General features: G+C 48.2%; 20 protein-coding genes. All 20 read left to right on the plus strand.

Features of this window, described 5'->3' with window-relative positions:
* The 20 genes from ACZM6M_RS02340 (at position 1) to ACZM6M_RS02435 (ending at position 18,248) form a co-directional block, all read left to right on the plus strand.
* Positions 1-1,026 carry a hypothetical protein gene (locus ACZM6M_RS02340; protein ID WP_489489569.1) on the plus strand — a complete coding sequence of 342 codons (1,026 nt, stop codon included), beginning with the start codon at positions 1-3 and terminating at the stop codon, positions 1,024-1,026.
* A 12-nt stretch (positions 1,027-1,038) separates the two neighbouring features.
* Entirely contained in the window at positions 1,039-1,638 is a 600-nt protein-coding gene (locus ACZM6M_RS02345; RefSeq protein WP_489489571.1) for a hypothetical protein, read from the plus strand.
* The gene (locus ACZM6M_RS02350) at positions 1,638-2,048 is read left to right on the plus strand and encodes a hypothetical protein (protein WP_173850659.1); all 411 of its coding nucleotides are present in this window, start codon (positions 1,638-1,640) and stop codon (positions 2,046-2,048) included. Before ACZM6M_RS02345 ends, ACZM6M_RS02350 begins: the two co-directional genes overlap by 1 nt.
* On the plus strand, positions 2,045-2,401 hold the full coding sequence (locus tag ACZM6M_RS02355) for a hypothetical protein (RefSeq protein ID WP_118096189.1): 357 nt from the start codon (positions 2,045-2,047) through the stop codon (positions 2,399-2,401). Before ACZM6M_RS02350 ends, ACZM6M_RS02355 begins: the two co-directional genes overlap by 4 nt.
* Positions 2,398-2,856, plus strand: coding sequence for an HK97-gp10 family putative phage morphogenesis protein (locus ACZM6M_RS02360; RefSeq protein WP_302765560.1), 459 nt, complete (start codon positions 2,398-2,400; stop codon positions 2,854-2,856). The genes ACZM6M_RS02355 and ACZM6M_RS02360 overlap by 4 nt, the downstream gene beginning before the upstream one ends.
* Positions 2,857-2,869: 13 nt before the next feature.
* Complete coding sequence (locus tag ACZM6M_RS02365; protein WP_012742939.1) at positions 2,870-3,172, plus strand: DUF5026 domain-containing protein; 303 nt, start codon at positions 2,870-2,872, stop codon at positions 3,170-3,172.
* Positions 3,169-4,050, plus strand: a complete 882-nt coding sequence (locus ACZM6M_RS02370) for a hypothetical protein (protein WP_489489573.1) — start codon at positions 3,169-3,171, stop codon at positions 4,048-4,050. The genes ACZM6M_RS02365 and ACZM6M_RS02370 overlap by 4 nt, the downstream gene beginning before the upstream one ends.
* A gap of 11 nt (positions 4,051-4,061) precedes the next feature.
* Positions 4,062-4,301, plus strand: a complete 240-nt coding sequence (locus ACZM6M_RS02375) for a YqzN/YkzM domain-containing protein (RefSeq protein WP_489489575.1) — start codon at positions 4,062-4,064, stop codon at positions 4,299-4,301.
* Between the two features lie 2 nt (positions 4,302-4,303).
* A complete protein-coding gene (locus ACZM6M_RS02380) occupies positions 4,304-5,707 on the plus strand; it encodes a phage tail sheath subtilisin-like domain-containing protein (RefSeq protein ID WP_173850652.1) in 1,404 nt (467 codons plus the stop codon).
* Positions 5,708-5,723: 16 nt separating this feature from the next.
* A complete protein-coding gene (locus tag ACZM6M_RS02385; RefSeq protein ID WP_489489577.1) occupies positions 5,724-6,185 on the plus strand; it encodes a phage tail tube protein in 462 nt (153 codons plus the stop codon).
* A 79-nt stretch (positions 6,186-6,264) separates the two neighbouring features.
* A complete protein-coding gene (locus ACZM6M_RS02390; protein ID WP_302765569.1) occupies positions 6,265-6,834 on the plus strand; it encodes a phage tail assembly chaperone in 570 nt (189 codons plus the stop codon).
* 153 nt (positions 6,835-6,987) lie between these two features.
* A complete protein-coding gene (locus ACZM6M_RS02395; protein WP_489489580.1) occupies positions 6,988-11,676 on the plus strand; it encodes a phage tail tape measure protein in 4,689 nt (1,562 codons plus the stop codon).
* 3 nt (positions 11,677-11,679) lie between these two features.
* On the plus strand, positions 11,680-12,363 hold the full coding sequence (locus ACZM6M_RS02400; protein ID WP_173850644.1) for a LysM peptidoglycan-binding domain-containing protein: 684 nt from the start codon (positions 11,680-11,682) through the stop codon (positions 12,361-12,363).
* A gap of 9 nt (positions 12,364-12,372) precedes the next feature.
* The gene (locus ACZM6M_RS02405; protein ID WP_173850642.1) at positions 12,373-13,614 is read left to right on the plus strand and encodes an XkdQ/YqbQ family protein; all 1,242 of its coding nucleotides are present in this window, start codon (positions 12,373-12,375) and stop codon (positions 13,612-13,614) included.
* A 15-nt stretch (positions 13,615-13,629) separates the two neighbouring features.
* Positions 13,630-13,986, plus strand: a complete 357-nt coding sequence (locus ACZM6M_RS02410) for a hypothetical protein (RefSeq protein ID WP_178684818.1) — start codon at positions 13,630-13,632, stop codon at positions 13,984-13,986.
* A gap of 14 nt (positions 13,987-14,000) precedes the next feature.
* Positions 14,001-14,438 carry a DUF2634 domain-containing protein gene (locus tag ACZM6M_RS02415; RefSeq protein ID WP_489489582.1) on the plus strand — a complete coding sequence of 146 codons (438 nt, stop codon included), beginning with the start codon at positions 14,001-14,003 and terminating at the stop codon, positions 14,436-14,438.
* Positions 14,439-14,452: 14 nt separating this feature from the next.
* A complete protein-coding gene (locus ACZM6M_RS02420; protein WP_173850636.1) occupies positions 14,453-15,571 on the plus strand; it encodes a baseplate J/gp47 family protein in 1,119 nt (372 codons plus the stop codon).
* Between the two features lie 12 nt (positions 15,572-15,583).
* The gene (locus ACZM6M_RS02425) at positions 15,584-16,855 is read left to right on the plus strand and encodes a putative phage tail protein (protein WP_173850634.1); all 1,272 of its coding nucleotides are present in this window, start codon (positions 15,584-15,586) and stop codon (positions 16,853-16,855) included.
* The gene (locus ACZM6M_RS02430; RefSeq protein WP_173850632.1) at positions 16,852-17,247 is read left to right on the plus strand and encodes a phage tail-collar fiber domain-containing protein; all 396 of its coding nucleotides are present in this window, start codon (positions 16,852-16,854) and stop codon (positions 17,245-17,247) included. Before ACZM6M_RS02425 ends, ACZM6M_RS02430 begins: the two co-directional genes overlap by 4 nt.
* Before the next feature lie 14 nt (positions 17,248-17,261).
* Positions 17,262-18,248, plus strand: coding sequence for a hypothetical protein (locus ACZM6M_RS02435; protein WP_489489585.1), 987 nt, complete (start codon positions 17,262-17,264; stop codon positions 18,246-18,248).
* Positions 18,249-18,296: the final 48 nt, after the last annotated feature.

An 18,296-nucleotide genomic window follows, 5' to 3' on the forward strand; every position in this document is an offset into this window, starting at 1 on the left:
ATGAAAAGAACAGCAAAGAGCATCCAGGCAGACATTGCCAAGGGTGCTTTCAGACCACATACAGCGCTTTCCACTATGGCGCTGGCTTATTATCAGCAGGATTCAACGACCCTTGCAAAGAATATGTTCCCGGTTTGCCCGGTAGGGTTATCCTCTGACAACTATTATGTATTCGACAAAGAGGATCTGTTACGTGATAACTGGCAGAGAAAGCCTGCATACGGCAAGGTTGACACTGCAGTAATCTCTGAACACACAGAGACCTATGCTTGTACGGTAGATCAGATGATTATGGGTATTGACTCCATTCGCCAGACTGACCTTAACCGCCGCCAGGGGCCTCGTACTGCGGACCCTCGCCAGCAGAGAACTAAGGTTATGGCAGCACAGGCAAACATCCACCAGGATTCGGATTTCTCCAAGTCCTTTATGAAGCAGGGAGTATGGGCGAATGAAGGACAGGGCAAGGATGATACAGCTGTTTCCGGAAATGAATTTATCAAGTTCAGCAACGGCAACAGCGATCCTATTGCATTCTTCGATGCAAAGAAAACCGCCATGAGGCAGGCAACCGGTCGTACTCCTAACAGATTAGGACTCGGCATCAACGTATTTAATGCGTTGAAGGTACACCCTGCGATCCTCGAAAGAGTGAAGTTTGGCGGTACAACCGCAAATCCTGCAAATGTTACCGAGAACGTGCTTGCACAGCTCTTCGGAGTTGACAGAATTGTTATTGATCAGACCGTGCAGAACAAAGCCGGTTTAGGCCAGGCTGCAAATATGCAGTTCATCGGCGATCCTAACTCATTCCTGTTAGCGTATGCAACAGATACACCTTCCATCGAGGAGCCTTCTGCAGGTTACATCTTCACTTGGGACATGTTAGAGAACGGCATCTTACTTCCGGTACTCAACTACCAGGGTGAGGCCGGAACACATTCTGAGTTTGTCGAGGGTCTTATGGCTTACGACATGAAGAAAACTGCAGATGATCTTGCGTTCTTCGGTTACGACGCAGTGTAAGGAGGTTTCGCCATGAGATTAATTGCAAAGAAGCCTTGCAGTTATGGCGGCAAAAAATTCTTCATCGGGGATGAAATCCCAGCAGAACTCGTGGTAAACATCGAGAGAGAAGAAAAGCTCGGCGTAATCTCAGCCGCAAATGACGAAGCAGGGGTACCGGAACAGTCCGGTGCCCTTTATTCGCAGGAGCAGGTAGATAAGATGATCGCCGATGCAGTCGCCAATGCAGACAAAGGCTTTACACAGGAGCAGGTAGATGAAATGATCCAGTCCGCAGTCGCAGAGCTTAAACCGTTCGACTCCGACAATGCCGGTTTTACCGTGACAGTCAAGGGCGAGGGCGGCAATGTGACGGCGGTTTCCTGCAGTGCAGAGGATGTTCAGTCAGTTGTCGATGTACTGCAGATGAATGCAGAGGACGGTGCAAAGGCAGTAGCCAGTGTGAAGTCCGATAGCGTTCTGATTCTGCTTCACGCCTTAGACACACGTGCTACGGTCAAAAAAGCGGCTCAGAAACAGCACGACACCTTATTCTCCGCCGAAGGCAATTCAAACGAATCCGCAGGCGGTAACGCAACCACAGACAGCAATACGGAGGGAGCTGATACCTAATGTCAAAAGGTGCATACACATATGAGCCGGGAAACATCACAGAATTTGGCAAAGATCGTATGAGGTTTGAGCTTGGAGACACGATGGTAGAGGGCCTGGCAGATACGACGGCATTGACCGACGAGGAGATACAAGCAGCAATCGACGCATACCCGAAAAAGTGGAAGCGAGCAAAGCTGATGCTCCTTGAAAGTCTGTGCCGCCGCTTTGCGTATGAGGTCAACACAAAGACCGGTCCTCTCAGCCTGGATATGAACGGCAGGGCGAAACTTTGGAAAGAAGATTACGACAAGCTGAAAAAAGAGGTCCAGGCAGAATCAGTGTCAGTGCCGCGGTTTGGAAATGGGGTAGATGGTCCGCCTTACTTCCATACCGGAATGCACGAAAACGAGAGGGTGTGGAACGGATGATAAATGCGAGATTTATGTATTTAAGGCCGGGAAACCTATTCAAGGATTTTGTTGTCGAGTCAAATACGCAGGTTGTAACAGCGAGCGGAAGGGTAGCAAACGCACCAAAGGGAGACGGCTCAAAGATCATCAGAGGATGTCTTGCTGAGTCCACGAAGGAACAGAAGGAATCTCATTCAACGAGAGACCGTGTTTGCACCCATACGATTGTGCAGGCAGGCAGTCCGGAGGCAAAGAAGTCCGATAAACTCATACTCGGAAATCGCACGTTTTACATTATCGACCTGGATGAGGTGGGTAGCTTGGGTATATCCACAATCTACTACGCCGAGGAAAGGAAGGATGTCAAGTGAAGCTGTGGAACGATGGAAAAGCAGGGAGTGCAGGAAGTGCCATAAGGGCAACAGTCAAAGGACAGGTAGCCAAAATCAACCGACAAGTCGTAGCCAGGGGCGTTAGGGCAGTGAATGCCATGAGGAACGCAGAGCTGGAAGTGCTAAAAGGTCAGAGAAGCGGGCGAACATATCGCAAACCGCACAGCAAAGCGACCTACACAGCTTCGGCACCAGGAGAACCACCGGCAAGACGTACAGGAAATCTCCGTATGCACTGGAATGGCCAGGTAAAGAGTGAAGGCAGTACCGCTGGTGGCGGAGTCCAAATCATTGCAGAGCTGGAAAGCCAAGAGAAGTATGCTGGCTACCTTGAAAACGGAACGAAGAAAATGACAGCAAGACCATTCGTAGACAAGATCAAGGAGAAGGCAACCCCGGAAATTGAGAAAATTTACAAGGAGCCGTATGGCTAAGGAGGCATGATATATGGCACTGGTAGTAGAACAGCCGATAGCAACCTTCGATTTGAGCGAGATTGCTAGGGGCGATTTGGTCTATGGCAAGCATCGCACATGGCCGGAAGGTAAAGCCGGATTTGTAACATCAGCCACCGAGAAGGAGCTGATCGTCCAGTATCATCCGGGTATCGGCAATGTAACTAATCACTTTCGGATTCCCATTGATGAAGCGGTAGACGCTCAGTGGGAAATCCGATATTCACACGATATGTCGGAGGTCAAGACCTACGGCATCGAAAAGCAGGACACTGAGGAAGGGGCGACAGAGTGAAGCTGGAAGAACTGATTCAGAAAAGGTTCGTCAGTACGGCAGCACTCGCAGAGAGGCTTACAACCTACAACGGTGTGCCTGCTGTTTTTAGTCCGGAAGCACCGGGCGACGAACAGGATGGGTGGGGCGGTGAAACGCAGTACCCTATGGTAACTTACAACTACGACCTGCAGGCAAACGAAGAACGAAACAGTGCCGGTAGTCTTTCGGTATTGATATTCTGTCAGAACACAACAGATGTATTCCCGGAGGACATAGCGCCTATCGTGAAGGAATGCCTGCGTGATGTGATCCTTCTTCCGGAAGGCGGTACGCCGTACTGCTTTACCTGGGCGAGAACGGATGCGTTCACTATGGGCGAGGATGCAGGAAAAGCCGGTATTGTAATCGGCTGTGAAGTCAGATTTGACATCCTGGAATATCCGTCTATGGAAACGTCCGATCCGGACCCAGTAATGGCGGTTGATAAGTATATCAAGGAGTTGTACCCGGAATGCCTGGTTATGGGATATGACCGGATGGAGGAGATAACCGAAGCCTCAGCGGATCAGCCGGTGGTTTACTGCAGACTGATTTCATCTGAGAAGCAGGAAGAAACGAATACAGTAGCCTGGATGGACGGCAGGATTGCCGTCCATGTTTTATGTCCGGAAAACACAGTTAGATTGAAGATGGCCGCAGATATTGCCAACCACCTGTCATTCGACGGAGAGGTAATCATGCTGGACTATTCGCCTATGTTCATCAAGAGACTGCAGGTGAATTACAAATCTGACTACTTGAAGGAAGGCCAGGTATTCATCACAGGTCATTATGGATTGCTTAGGTACAAGGCTAAGCCTCATGTACTTGTGGCAGCTCATGGAAATTACAGTTAAGGAGGTAAAGCATGGCTAAGGAAACAGCAACTCCGGCACCTGCTGAAACAAAGGCAGAAAAGAAGCCGGAGAAAAAGGCCCCTGCAGAGTCCGTTTATACAGTAAGCGAGCTTGCAGGCAATGCAAGAAGCGTATTCGGCACAATGCAGGAATGTGTTATAGCTGCTCTGAAAACTGACGGCAAAGCCGAGTACACAGTATCAGAGGCAAAGGAAATTGTAAGCAAGTTCTTACAGAAGGAGGTTAAGTAGAAATGGCAGGAACATTCATTTTAGGCGAAACTAAGGTGCGTCCTGGTACCTATTTCAACATTCAGAAGAAAGGCGGAAATGCCACCGCTGGTGTTATGAATGGTGTTACAGCAGTAATCTTCCGTGCAGATTTTGGCCCTCTCAACGAGGCAATCGAATTATCTGCAGAGGATGGCTACGAAGGAACATTCGGTACCGCACTTACTACGGACGCAATGAAGGAAGCAATCGCCGGTGGCGCAAAGACGATCATCGCCTGCAGAGTCGGTAACGGCGGTACTCAGGGTAGTATCAAGTTGCAGGACAGCGAAAGCACAGATGCAGTAAGCATCACAGCTAAATATCCAGGAGCAAAGGATTTTGTAGTAACAGTCCGTGAAAAGCTCTCAGACAGCACTCTCAAAGAGTGCATTTTTTATGCCGGCACAACAGAGTTTGAGAAGGTGGAATTTACCGCCGGAACAGACGAAGCTAATGCCCTTGTGGATGCACTGGCATCTTCCAAGAATTTCAAGGCAGAGGTTATCAAGTCCGGCACCGTAACATTACAGAACGTGTCTCAGTCCCAGTTTACAAAGGGAACTGATCCGCAGGTAACGAATGGGGACTACTCCAATGCGTTTAAGCAGGTAGAGGCGTATGAGTTTAACACAATCTGCGTCGATACCGAGGACACTTCGGTACATCTGCTTCTGCAGAGTTTCATCAATCGTATTTTTGATGCGGCATCTCTTACACAGGCGGTCGTTGCTGAGAAGCATACGGTAGACCTGGAAACAAGGGAAGCACACGCCGCTTCATTCAATGACGAGAAGATGCACTACGTTCTCAATGCCCATGTGAATGAGCAGGGTACGGAGATCGACGGTTATCAGACAGCAGCACGTCTTGCCGGTATGATCGGCGCAGTAGCAGCCAACTCTTCGCTCACTCATACAGTAATCAGCGGCTTCTCCGAGATTAAGGAAAAGCTGACAAATACTGAAATGATCGCTGCAGAGAAGAAAGGCTGCCTGGTACTCAGCTACAACAAGGCTAAGCAGGTGTGGATTGATAACGCAATCAATACCCTCATTACGCCGAAGGACAACCAGGACGATGGTTGGAAAAAGATTCGCCGTGTTAAGACTCGTTTCGAGCTTATCAGACGTATCAACACCACTTCTGACAACCTGGTAGGCAAGGTAGACAACGACACCAACGGTCGAGCAACTGTAATTTCTCAGTTGCAGGGCGTAGGCGATGCAATGAAAGAAGAGAGTAAGCTCACTGCTTGCAAGGTAACTGAAAGTACCGCTTACACTGCTGATGGAGACAGCGCATGGTTTGACATCGATGTAATCGACAAGGATTCTATGGAGCATATCTACCTCAGCTTCATCTTCCGTTTCAGCACAAACGAATAGAAGGAGGTAAGAAGTAATGAGAAATGAAAGAGCAGCAGCCGATTCAAGGCATGCACGCACTGGCAAGGATGGAGCATTTTATAGTGAGGACGGCGTTTTACTTGCTACGGTTGACACATTCACGTCCAACGTAAACTGGAACAATGCAAAGTATAGCGTACTTGGAGATGCACAGGAACACGAGACATCCAATACATTTGCTGTCAGCCTCACTATGTCTCAGATCGTAGTGGAGGACGATGAGTTTATCCAGGCGCTTATGGAATCATTAGAAACACAGAATATGCCACACTGGAACTTCCAGGGCTCACTTCTCGGCCGCAATGGTTCCGAGGAACGTGTGGTTTACAAGGAGTGTATTCCTTCCGGACAGGTAGACATTCAGAATGTCACTGTCGGCGATGTTATCAAGAGAAACTGGAACTTCTTTGTCAACAGACCGCCTAAGTTACAGTCATTACTCGGCGTAGACAGATAAGAGGTACCACATAAGAAACCAGTAGGGGAGCCGGAGCGGTTCCCCTTTATTTAATCAAAAAGAATTGGAGGACATTCAAATGGCTAAAGAATTTGTAAAAGGCGTAACAGTAGGCGAGGCAACAGCTGAGGAGAATACTCAGCCCGCAGTAAGCACAGTGGAGACAAACGAAGAGGAAACAAAGCAGGTAATCAGAGCGAATGAGGAGGACTTCATCGCAGGTCTGATTGCGGCTGCAGATTTCGCTTCCGATGAAGAGGAAACACAGAGGATTGAGATTGTCAGAAACGGCAAGCTCGCTTTTGCATTCTATATCAGACCTCTCGGCTCAGAGGAGTACGACAAGTGCCGTAAGAAATTTACAAAGTATGTTCGTAATAAGCAGCTTGGTATCAAGATGCCGGAGGACACAGACCGTATCAAGTACCAGTCAGCAATCATCCACAAGGCGACTATCGCAGAGGATAGAGAGAAGTTATGGGACAACAAGAAGGTATGGCAGGCGCTTGAAAGCAAAGGATTTCAGATTATGTCCGGCCTGGATGTAATCGAGTACACACTTAAAGCTGGCGAGAAAGACCGCATTATTGATGCGATCGACACCCTCAGCGGCTACGAGAGCAACATTGAGGAAGTAGCAAAAAACTAATTGAAGCGGGGGGCAAGATGTGCTTGCTGCATCACATATTCCAAAAGACAGGAATAACCCCCGATGAATTTTACGAGAAACCGAAAGGCGTGCAGGCGTTCATGCTTGCGTCTATGCGGATAACCCTAGAATCACAGAAAGGAGGTAATGACGGTGGCGGAAACACTTAGAATCGAAATTCCTATTGAGACGGTCGATAATACCGATCCGGGAGTCTCCAATGCTACGAAGAAATTCGAGAAGATGGAACGAGCGGCCAATAGTGCGAATAGTTCAGCCAAGAAAGCGAGCGACACAGTTTCCAAGTTTGACAAGCAAGCTCAAAAAACCGAAAAGAGCCTGGCAAGCTGGGCGAAAGAAAAGTACGAAGTCCTGCTTGAAGCGAAGGAACGGATCAGTCCGGTACTCTCTACGCTGGGTAATGGGTTAAGGGGTTTTGCAGGGAAAACATGGAGCGTTACAATGCGAGCGATTGACCTCATAACCTCCCCGGTTCGAGGGATCATAAACCTGTTGAAGAATCCAATCTTCCAAGTCGGAGCGGTCCTGGGAGTCAGTATCGGTCTGAAAGACACGATAGAGACATACAAGGACTTCGAGGCCGCAATGTCACAGGTCCAGGCTATAAGCGGAGCCACCAGCACAGAGCTTGTCAAACTGACGAATAAGGCGAAGGAAATGGGTGCAACCACGAAATTCACAGCCGAAGAGTCAGCTCAGGCGTTTAACTACATGGCAATGGCTGGATGGAAAACCGACGATATGCTGAACGGTATCGAAGGCATTCTCAGCTTGGCGGCAGCTTCCGGAGAAGATTTGGCAACGACATCCGATATTGTTACGGATGCGCTTACGGCGTTCAATATGAAAGCCGGTGATGCCGGACACTTCTCAGATGTATTGGCAGCGGCTGCATCAAATGCGAACACGACAGTCTCCGGAATGGGCGAGACTTTCAAATATGCAGGTTCTATGGCAGGGTCGCTCAGTTACTCCATAGAAGATGTTGCCCTTATGACAGGCTTAATGGCAAATACCGGAATTAAGGGAACGATGGCCGGTACGGCACTCAACTCAATATTCACGAGATTATCGACGAACACCAATGGAGCGGCTGATGCTATGAAAGACTTAGGCATCAGCTTTTTTGATTCCAACGGACAGGCCAGGGATTTATCTGATGTGATGGGTGAGTTAAGGACGGCTACGGCAGGTATGACGGCAGAGCAGAAGTCAAACCTGGCAAATACAATCGCAGGAACACAGGCACAGAAAGGTTTGCTTGCTATCTTGAACGCCTCGGAAGAGGACTACAATAAGTTGGCAGATGCCATCAACAATGCAGACGGAGCAGCAGCGAATATGTCTGAAACGATGATGGATAACCTGCAGGGTTCTATCACATTGCTGCAGAGTGCAGTAGACGGAGTGAAAATCTCATTTGGCGAGAGGTTATCTCCATACGTGAGAAGCCTGGCAGATTGGCTTACCGATCAGATGCCAGCGGTTGAATCCGGTCTTGATGAAATGATGGACTGGGTAGATACAAAGGTGGACCGCATGAAGAAGAAATTCCATGACTTAACAGAGTCAGAAGAATGGAAAAACGCAGATTTCCTCGGCAAGGTGAAACTGAGCTGGGATGAATTTATTGCTGATCCGTTCAAGGAGTGGTGGGACACCAAAGGAAAGGCAAAATTTGCTGATTTCGCCGGAGACATCGGAAAAGGCATCGGTAGCGGAATTAAGATCGGCGTTATGACAATGCTCGGTATTGACATCTCGGAAACATTCGACGAGGGAACCAGCATCGGAGCGTCGTTCGCTAAAGGATTCTCAGAGGGATTTGATTTCGATGCCGTGTCTGCGAAGTTGATGGATGGACTCGGTAATTTAGTATCAAATGCGGGCAAACTGCTTCCGGGCGGTAAGTCTGCAGATTTGTCGTCTGTATTCTCAGCGGTATTGCTCGGTAAGATTGCCAGTCCGTTTATTAGTCTTGGCAAGGGAGCAATCAGCCTGGGGAAAGCAGGAAAGACGGTATTAGGTTCGGGAACCGGAGAGATGGGACTTGGGACAGCGATGCTTGGTTCGTCCGCAATGGGTACCAGACTTCTCGGAAAGTCAGCAATGCTGGCAATCAACCTCGGAGCAGGAAACCTGGCCGGGGGAGCATCACTAAGCGCAGGAGCTTTATCTGCAGTCGGAATGGGTGCAGGAGCAGGAGCGATTGCCGGTGGTGCAACACTCGTAAGTAGTGCAATGGATTTGTATAAATCTATCAAGTCCGATAATAAGGACGAGAAAGCCGCTTACGGCGGTTCAGCCGCTTGGAAAGCAGGCGGTGTAGCAGCTGGTGCGGCGGCCGGTGCAGCACTTGGTTCTGTAATTCCTGGTCTTGGTACAGCGGTCGGTGCTTTAATCGGTGCCGGTGTCGGAGGTATCGCAGGATGGATCAAGGGCAACAAGGTCAAAGAAGAGTACCAGGATAATGTTGAAGAAATGCAGAAGGAAGCTGAGAAAGCTCAGAAGATTTTCCAGGCAACCGGTTTGTCAATCGAAGATGTACGATTTCAGAATAAGGCTCTGCAGGATGCTATGAACGATAGCGAGGTTTCTGCGGAGCAGTTTTCAGCCATGTTCCAGGAAGAGTGCGAAAATGTGGCAAAGAATGCTTTTGGAAAGATTAAGTTATCCCTGGAAGAGGTCAAGAGTATTGCGAGTGATATTACATTCGGTGATATGACGGACGGACTGAACACCTTCACAACTGCAACCAGCGACACACAGCAGGCACTTAGCGACCTGCAATCATCAGTATCAACCTTGAAAAAGGAGAACTGGAAAGTCAGCTTAGGAATGAAACTGGACGAACTGCAGAAGGACGATTACAAGAGCGCAATCGAAAACTTCATCAGTGATAGTCAGTCCTATATTGACAACAACCATTACGAGGCTACAGTCGCTTTGAAGCTGCTTACTGGAACCGACGCAGATACTAGCGGTCTCGACAGCTACTATGGCAGCATGAAGAAACAGCTGGACGATTTGGGAAAAGAACTCAGCGGAAAAGTGGATATTGCCTTAGAAGATAGTGTTATCAGTCTTGACGAGTCTGCAGAAATTCAGAGCTTGCAGGATCAGATTTCTGCTATCACAGGAAAGATTTCGCAGGCCAGGACGGATGCGGAATTTGACACATTGAAGATTAAGTATTCCGGCGCAGAGTTGGATATGGATAGTTTCAATGCTTTGCAGGAAGAGCTGCAGACGCAGGTAAACAATGCGTCGGATCAGTACGAGCAGGCACTTACGCTCACGCTCACAAATCTGAACCTGCAGCTGGCAGACGGAGCTATCACGCAAGAAGAGTACGATGCGGCCGTGAAAGAAGCAACCGATGGCTACTACGCCCAGTTGAATGAGATTAACGCAAGGGTATCTTCATTCAACCTGGAAACGATTGCCGAGGCGTGGGACTCCTCACTTCAAGGCTATATGCCGGAGATTGAGGGAAGTACAAAGGAGAAGCTGGAAACAGCTTTGAACAATGCGTTGCTGGCACACCCGGACGTACAGACTTGGACTGCAGCTGATGTGGCAAGCTGGATGGGATTAGACAAGCTCAATCTCGATACGGCAGTTCAGACGGACATTGCGACTCAGATTTTACAGACGGCACTTGCGGTACCGGATGGCACCAAAGAGAAGATTATGCAGGATTTCAAAGATTCTGTACCGACTGCAGAGGAAATCAAGGAAGCAATCGACTGGGATTCGATGACTAATGAGGACTGGACGGAACTCATGGAGTCTATCACAGGTCCGACAGAAGGCGAGTCAATCGGCTTGAATACAGAGGATCTGAAAAAGAAGATGTCGGACTACTACGGCGAGTATTTCGAGAGTGTCAAGACGTCCTATTCGGAAGCACTTCACAATGCCCTGGAGAACAGCGGCAGTGAAGAAACACTCAGCACATTTATGCAACAGTATATGCAGGATCAGATGGCCGATTTTGATTTTTCGACGGTCATGGAGAATTACGGTCCTATCTCGAACGAGTATTTCGCTACGTTGCAGTCAGAGTGGCAGACAGCCGGCACAAACCTCGGAACATCTCTTAACGCAGGAGCATCAACGAGTCTTACCAATGGCTCAGCAGGGCTGAGAACCAGTCTGCAGACCTCTCTTAATACAGCAACGGCAAGTCCGTTCAGCATCAGTCCGACGGTAAACGTAACACCGAAGTACAACCTGCTGACGCTGCCGACAATTCCAACAACGACATCAACACCAGCGAAACACGCTGCAGGTGGTCGAGTTGGTGGCGGTCCTCAGCTGTCATGGTTAGCAGAGGAAGGTTGGGACGAGTTTGTTATCCCGACAAACCCAAGTCGGAGGACAAGAGCGCTTGAATTATATGAGCAGGCAGGCGAAGCACTCGGCGTTTCTAAACACGCAGAGGGCGGTCGTATAGAAGGCTCAAATTTGAGCGATATGGTATCAGACCATAATTTATTCACTGAGGCGACAAGAAACGCATCCTATGGCTATAACGACACCACAGAAGGTAATTATGAGGACAACTCAGCAGAAACATTTGCTCCGGTAAGTTCAGAGGTTCCGGTCTCTACACCACAGACTGGTCCGATTAGTGTAAATGTTGCAGTTAGTCCGAATTTCCAAATTGAGGCGAAGGAAGGTCAGAGCGAGGAAGATATTGTTGCCGTAATCAGAAGGCACTTAGGCGAGATCGCAGACGAACTCGGTGGAAACATAGCCGACAAGTTAAGCGAGGTATTCGCCAATATGCCAGTATCAAGCACGAAAGGAGCGTAGGCGATGGATATTAAACTGATTCCGGTGGAAAAGGGCTCAAAGTTTACGTTCCCGGCTCTACCCGAAAAGGTGCAGGGCAAATATGCAGCCAAGTACCAAAGTTTCGACATCATCTCCCTGGGTACCGTAAAGGTACCTAAGGGGACGGATGTTTCAGAGTTTTCGTGGGATGGTGTATTTTTCGGAGCGTCAAAGAAGAATGAGGCAATCGTCAAGACGAACGCCTGGAAAAGTCCAAATGAGTGTGTGAAAATTCTGAATGACTATATGTTTAATGAGACAGTGCTTACATTGATCGTAACGGAAACGTGGATAAACGTGGATGTTACGATTTCTTCATTTCAGCCGAGACCGGTTGGAGCGTATGGCAATGTCGAGTATTCCATTACGTTTGTTCAGAAGAAACCACTGAAAATCTACAGTACAAATGAACTGAAAATTGCGGCGTTCGTAAGGAAAACGAAGCCGAGAGCGAGTTCATCATCGAATGGAGGCAATTATACAGTAGTCTCCGGAGATACGCTGTGGGGCATCGCTTCAAAGAAACTGGGAAGCGGTACCAAGTGGACGACAATTTACGATGCAAACAAGGATACGATAGAGTCCACAGCAAAGAAGCACGGAAAGAGCAGTTCGGATCACGGTCACTGGATATGGCCGGGAGAAGTTCTGACAATCCCGGGATAGGAGGTCACTATGATTGATTTGACGAAAATCCAGTACCGGGTCGTGGTTATGGACGAAAGTAAGAACCAGTACAACATTAAGGAGTACATCGAAAACCTCGGATGGGAAGAGAACGATGGCGAGTTATCCGTCAGAACCTCATTTGTGGCAAAGAATGATAAGACATCCAAAGGCTATCTGTCGAAGATAATCAAGCCGGGATGCCTGGTCGGAGTATTCGCAACAGATGGTGCTTCCCAGGACGAGGAAGTAGCACGAGGGTACGTGGAAACGTGGAATCCGGTTGAAAAGAGCGGAGGACATACGCTGAAATGTACCTGCTACGACGAACTTTACAAGCTGCAGAAGAGCCAGGATAACAGATATTTTCCTTCCGGAACCGGCACAAAGTCGGCGATAGAAGGGATTCTTGATGATTGGGAGATACCGCAGGAATCATATCAAGGTCCGAATGCTTCACACGGCAAAACAGTGGAGAACAATAAGTATCTGTCAGACATCATCATCAATTTGCTGGACGATGCAGCAAAGAAAGGCGAAGAGCAGTGTTTTGTGCAGGCCAGGAAAGGCAAGACATCCGTTATTCCGAGAGGAAGCAATAAGACGGTGTATGTATTCCGAACGGATAACACACAGATGTTCAGTCAGAGCATAAGCACAGCAGATATGATTACCAGGGTCAAGGTTGTAGGGAAGGCAGACGATGATGGAAGAACCAGTGTTGAAGCCACGGTAAACGGCGAGACAAAGTATGGTATCCGTCAGAGAATTTATACGAGAGGTAAGGATGAAAGCCTTGCGGATGCTAAATCTGCAGCACAGGAAATCTTAGACGACGAGGGAAAAATCAAGAAGGAGATTAAAGTACAGTCTCCGGACGTTCCGTTTGTCCGAAAAGGCGACCTGGTGTATGTAATGAGTGAGCTTGCCCAGTCGTATTATTACGTGAAAGGCATCCAGCACACGGTAGACACCTACAGCATGACAATGGATTTGGAACTTGCAGAGCCAAAGAAAGAAAAAGCAAGCTCCGAGAAAAAGAAAGATTACAATGTGGGCGACATCGTGAATTTCCACGGTGGAACCCATTATGTGAGCAGCTACCCAGGTTCAAAAGGTTACAAAGCCAGGGCAGGAAAAGCAAAGATTACGATTAAGAATGGTTCCGGAAAAGCGCACCCTTGGCATCTGATTCACACGGATAGCGGAAGCAATGTGTATGGGTGGGTTGACGACGGAACTTTTGATTAAAGGCAGGTGATATAGATGGACCAATTTGACGGACACCCAGGGACAGCGAAACTGGCACAGGTGTTAGATAAACGAACCTCGCAGAAAACAGAGTCTCCGTTGACTTTGGACTTTGGAGAAATACAGGCCAACGGAAGTTTGAAAACGAACACATTCCCGGTGCCGATACCGAAGGGAGACTACACTATCTGCAGGCTGGCTGCAGGCTTGACGCTTTCAACCTCGGAACAGAGCTGGCTCAACAAAGCACCGTCGGGCGTTCCTCTTCACAGCCACAGCGTAACGATACCGGCAGTGAAAGCAGGAGATCGAGTGCTGGTTGCCTGGATTCAGAGTGAAGCAGTCGTAATCGATGTGATCGAGAAATCGTAAAGGAGGCGAGGCAAATGTCACAGCCACTATTTCCGGTTGTTGAGGTACCGGATTTTATCTCAGAGGACAGCCAGTACGATACTCAGTACAAAAGGAGTATGAAGTGGGACCCGGAACTGGGAGACTTCGTGAGAGATGGGGCGCACCGGATCAAGGAATGCGATGGCAAAGAAGCCTTCGCCATTTGGTGTTTTAAGATTGCACAGACAGAGCGGTACCGCTGTTTGGCGTACCCCAATTCAATCGGTACCGAGATGGAACGTGCCATGGATAACGACGATGAAAAAACTGTTGAGTCTATGGCAGAAAGAACAATCACAGATGCAATTATGGTAAATCCCCGGGCAGAAAATGTCCGGGATTTTCAATTTACCTGGGAAGGCGATCAGATGCACGTAACCTTCAAGGTAAAGGGCAGCAACTGGGATGAAGAAATAGAGATTAGCTTGTAAAGGAGGTGGAGAGTATGCAGCCGGAATTTAACAGACCGGAGTTCCTGGAAGGAAACTCAGCAGAGGAAATTCACGAGCGAATGATGAACAACCTGCCGGACGACATCGACGATATGCCGGGTGGTTTTCCGTATGATATGACGATGCCTGCAGCGTTGGAAAAAGACGAAATTATCAATTTCCATATCGTAAGGGCATTGATGATTTCTTTTCCGGAATACGCCTGGGATGAATGGTTAGACCTTCACGGTCGCCAGGTACATCTCACAAGACACGAAGCGGAACCGGCTTTTGGCTATGTGAAAATCACAGCCGCAGAAGGAACCGAGATTTTATCCGGAACGGTATTCTGTACGGCGGCAACCGAAACCGGCCCGTCGATTGAGTATGCCACCACAGAGGATGCGGTTGTTGGAGGCGAAGGAGCAGTGCTTATACCGGTATCAGCGGTTGAAGCAGGCACAGGTTCTAACGTAGCGGCGAATACGGTTGCCTTGATGATGGTACCCAATAAGAATGTGACCGAGATTAACAATCCGGAGCCTATTCGTGGCGGTACTGAGAGAGAGACAGACGATGATTTTTACGACAGGATCGCCGCAGAGTACGACAACAGCATGACCTACCTAGGGAATGATACGGACTATAAGAGATGGGCGAAGCAGGCAGGAGCAGGAGACGCGATAGTTATTCCTGCTTGGAACGGTCCTGGCACAGTGAAACTTGTGCTGGTAGATGGAAACGGAAAACCGGCCAATGCGAAGCTGGTGCAGGATGTGTATAACTACATCGTTTCTCCAAATGACAGGTCAGCAAGATTACTTCCTACCGGAACGGCAGAACTGACTTGTGCGGCAGCCACAACGGTTGCCGTAAATTATGTTATTACAGGGCTCAGCTACAATGAAACAACCAGCATTGAGCAAATCAAGGCAGACTTTACGGAAGTCGTGAGAGTGGTCTATGCGCAGGCGAAAATCGAAGGAGTTCTGAGATACAACGATGTAAGACCGCTGATTTCTGCAATCGCAGGAGTCGAGGACTTTGAAACATTCACAATGAATGGGAAAATGCAGAACATCACTCTAAAAAGCGAGGAGTACCCGGACACCGGTACCCTTAATTTTGGTTAGGGGGGTGTGAATGTGGAAAAGTTTGATTTAGAAAATTTCCCGGTCAGCGAGAGTGCGAAGAACATGATTGCCTCAGTGTCAGATGGCTTTTACGACAATTCCTATGTTGGAAAGTGGTTGTACGAGGTTATGGGCCAGGAGTATGACACGGCAAGAGAAATAGCTGAGGATATTCTGAACCAGCTGTTTCCGGAAACTGCCACATGGGGACTGATGTACCACGAGATTAAGTGGGGACTGCCGGTGCGAGAAAATCTTCCATACGAGGAGAGACGGCAGCTGATTTACCGGAAGAGAGACTATCGGGCGCCAATGACACCGTATCGGATGGAAGGGTACTTAAAAACCGCTACCGGGTTTGATGTACGAATTGCGGACATCAACGATCCGGGAGATTATGGTTTCGTGGCACCACACCCGAATGTGTTCAAAGCATATTTCATGGGCGAGGGAACGCTTGCGTCGAAGCGGGCGAGAGCCATGCTGAATGAGCTGAAACAGTCACACACGATGTTTATAATGAATGACCGAACCGAGATTGTATCAGACAATCGGAACTTAGAGGAGATGAATCTGAAAAAGATAATCTTCCATATCGCAGAGTCGTTTTGGTATAGCAATCTGCTGGATGGAAGAAAACTGCTGGATGGTTCCAGCCTTCTTTATCCGTATATGAGATACAATCTGATGCTTGGTTTTAAGTATATGCTCGGTGGATTTACAACCCCGACGGACGCAGACCTGCAGAAGGTAAAATTCAAAACAGAACAGGAAACGGAAAATGATGTCAAGGCAGGAGCAATCCGGATAGCCTCGGACATCATTTTTTGGAATACGCACCTATTGGACGGTTCGTGGAATTTGGACGGCTCACACAGGCTTGATGTTACACGAGGCTATCAACTGGGCGTTGCAATCGTTGCAATGGTCGCCTGCGCCCACAACAAGGTCACAGGCTCAATGAAAGTAAGAAGCACATACGGCTTACGGTCAAGTTCGGATGCCAGGGCGGCATTCCGTTCGGAGTTTGAGGCTGATTTTTGGAACACTGTCTATTTGGACGGAAAATTGTTGCTCGACGGCAACGCTATGTTGGAGTACAGAGGCGGCAATAAACGACTTGAAGCTGCAGTTACGCATCACATGGGAATTGAAAGAGAAGATGCGGATGTGGAGGCACAGGTCATTACCAAAACAAGGAATTACTGGTTTCTTGATGGCAGCAATACGCTGGACGGAAAGAAGAACCTTAATTCAATTTATAGAAAGGAGTATATCCAATGAGTACAGAAAAGAGCAAAAACGTGGTAATCACAAAGAAAGCCAGGGAAAACCTGGTTAAGGCACGTGCCGGAGCCATCACGCTTCCGAAAATTATTGGCATGGCATTTGGCGAAGGCGGTGTAAACGGTTCCGGTGTAGTCATTGCACCGACCGAATCCCAGTCCAGGCTCAATAAGGAATTGTTTCGCAAAGCCATTGATGGTTATACATTCCCGAACGACACAACCTGCAGATACGAATGTACCCTTGCAGAGAGTGAACTTGCTGGAAAAGAAATCAGCGAAATCGGATTGTATGACACCAATGGTGACATTGTGTGTATCAAGACCTTTACCAGGAAGGGCAAAGATGATGACGTAGAGCAGACATACGTGCTTGACGACATCTTTTAGGAAGGAGGAACAACGTGAAAAGTTATAAGGTCAACGAAGCAGATGCAGTATTTTCGGAGTCTATCAATATCACAGAAACGACAGATACAAACCATGCCGATAATATCAATGCGGCTCCTAAAGAGATTTTTGAAAATACGGTAGCTCTTAATCGAGAGGTTAAGACAATAAAAAAGAATATGGAGGAAGAAAGCGGAGAATCTATAGGCTACAACAATGAAAGCAGCGGATTAAACGCTGAAAATCTCCAGGAGGCAGTGGACGAGCTGGCTGGGAAAGCAAATGCCTTGGAGAATGGTTATGATAACGCTGGCTATCATAACAGTGTTTTTCGAGGCAAATATCTTGGAACCTCAGTCACTGCAGAGCAGCACGCACAGATTGCTGCAGGAACATTCAAGGATTTGTACATCGGAGATTACTGGACCATAAACGGAGTAAATTGGAGAATTGCTCATTTTGATTATTGGTTAAGAACAGGAGACACAGAATGCACAAAGCATCATATTGTTGTCGTTCCAGACACAAATCTTTATACAGCAAGAATGAATGCGACCAATGTCACTACAGGAGGTTACTTTGGATCAGAAATGAAAACCACAAACCTTGCTCAGGCAGAAACAATTGTCAAGGCGGCATTTGGGGTAGATAAGATTTTGACAGTCAGAAGATTATTTGTAAATGCAGTAGCAAACGGTAAGCCGAGCAATGGATCATGGTATGACAGCACGGTGGACCTCATGACAGAGGGGATGGCATACGGAGCGAACTGGTTCACACCTGCCTGCGACGGAAGCACGGTTCCATATCTGTACACTACGGATTTCAAACAGCTTGCATTGTTTGCACTAGCACCGTCCTTTATCTGTAATAGAAACTGGTACTGGTTGCAGAACGTGGTCTCGGCCGCCTACTTCGCCAGTGTCGCCGGCGGTGGCAATGCGAACTACGGCAACGCTTCCAATGTCGGCGGCGTCCGCCCGGCTTCCGCTATCATATAATCAGACATCAAGGCGGCCTTGTTGCCGCCTTATAGCTTTATAGAGGAA

This window comes from Enterocloster sp., assembly GCF_057861365.1.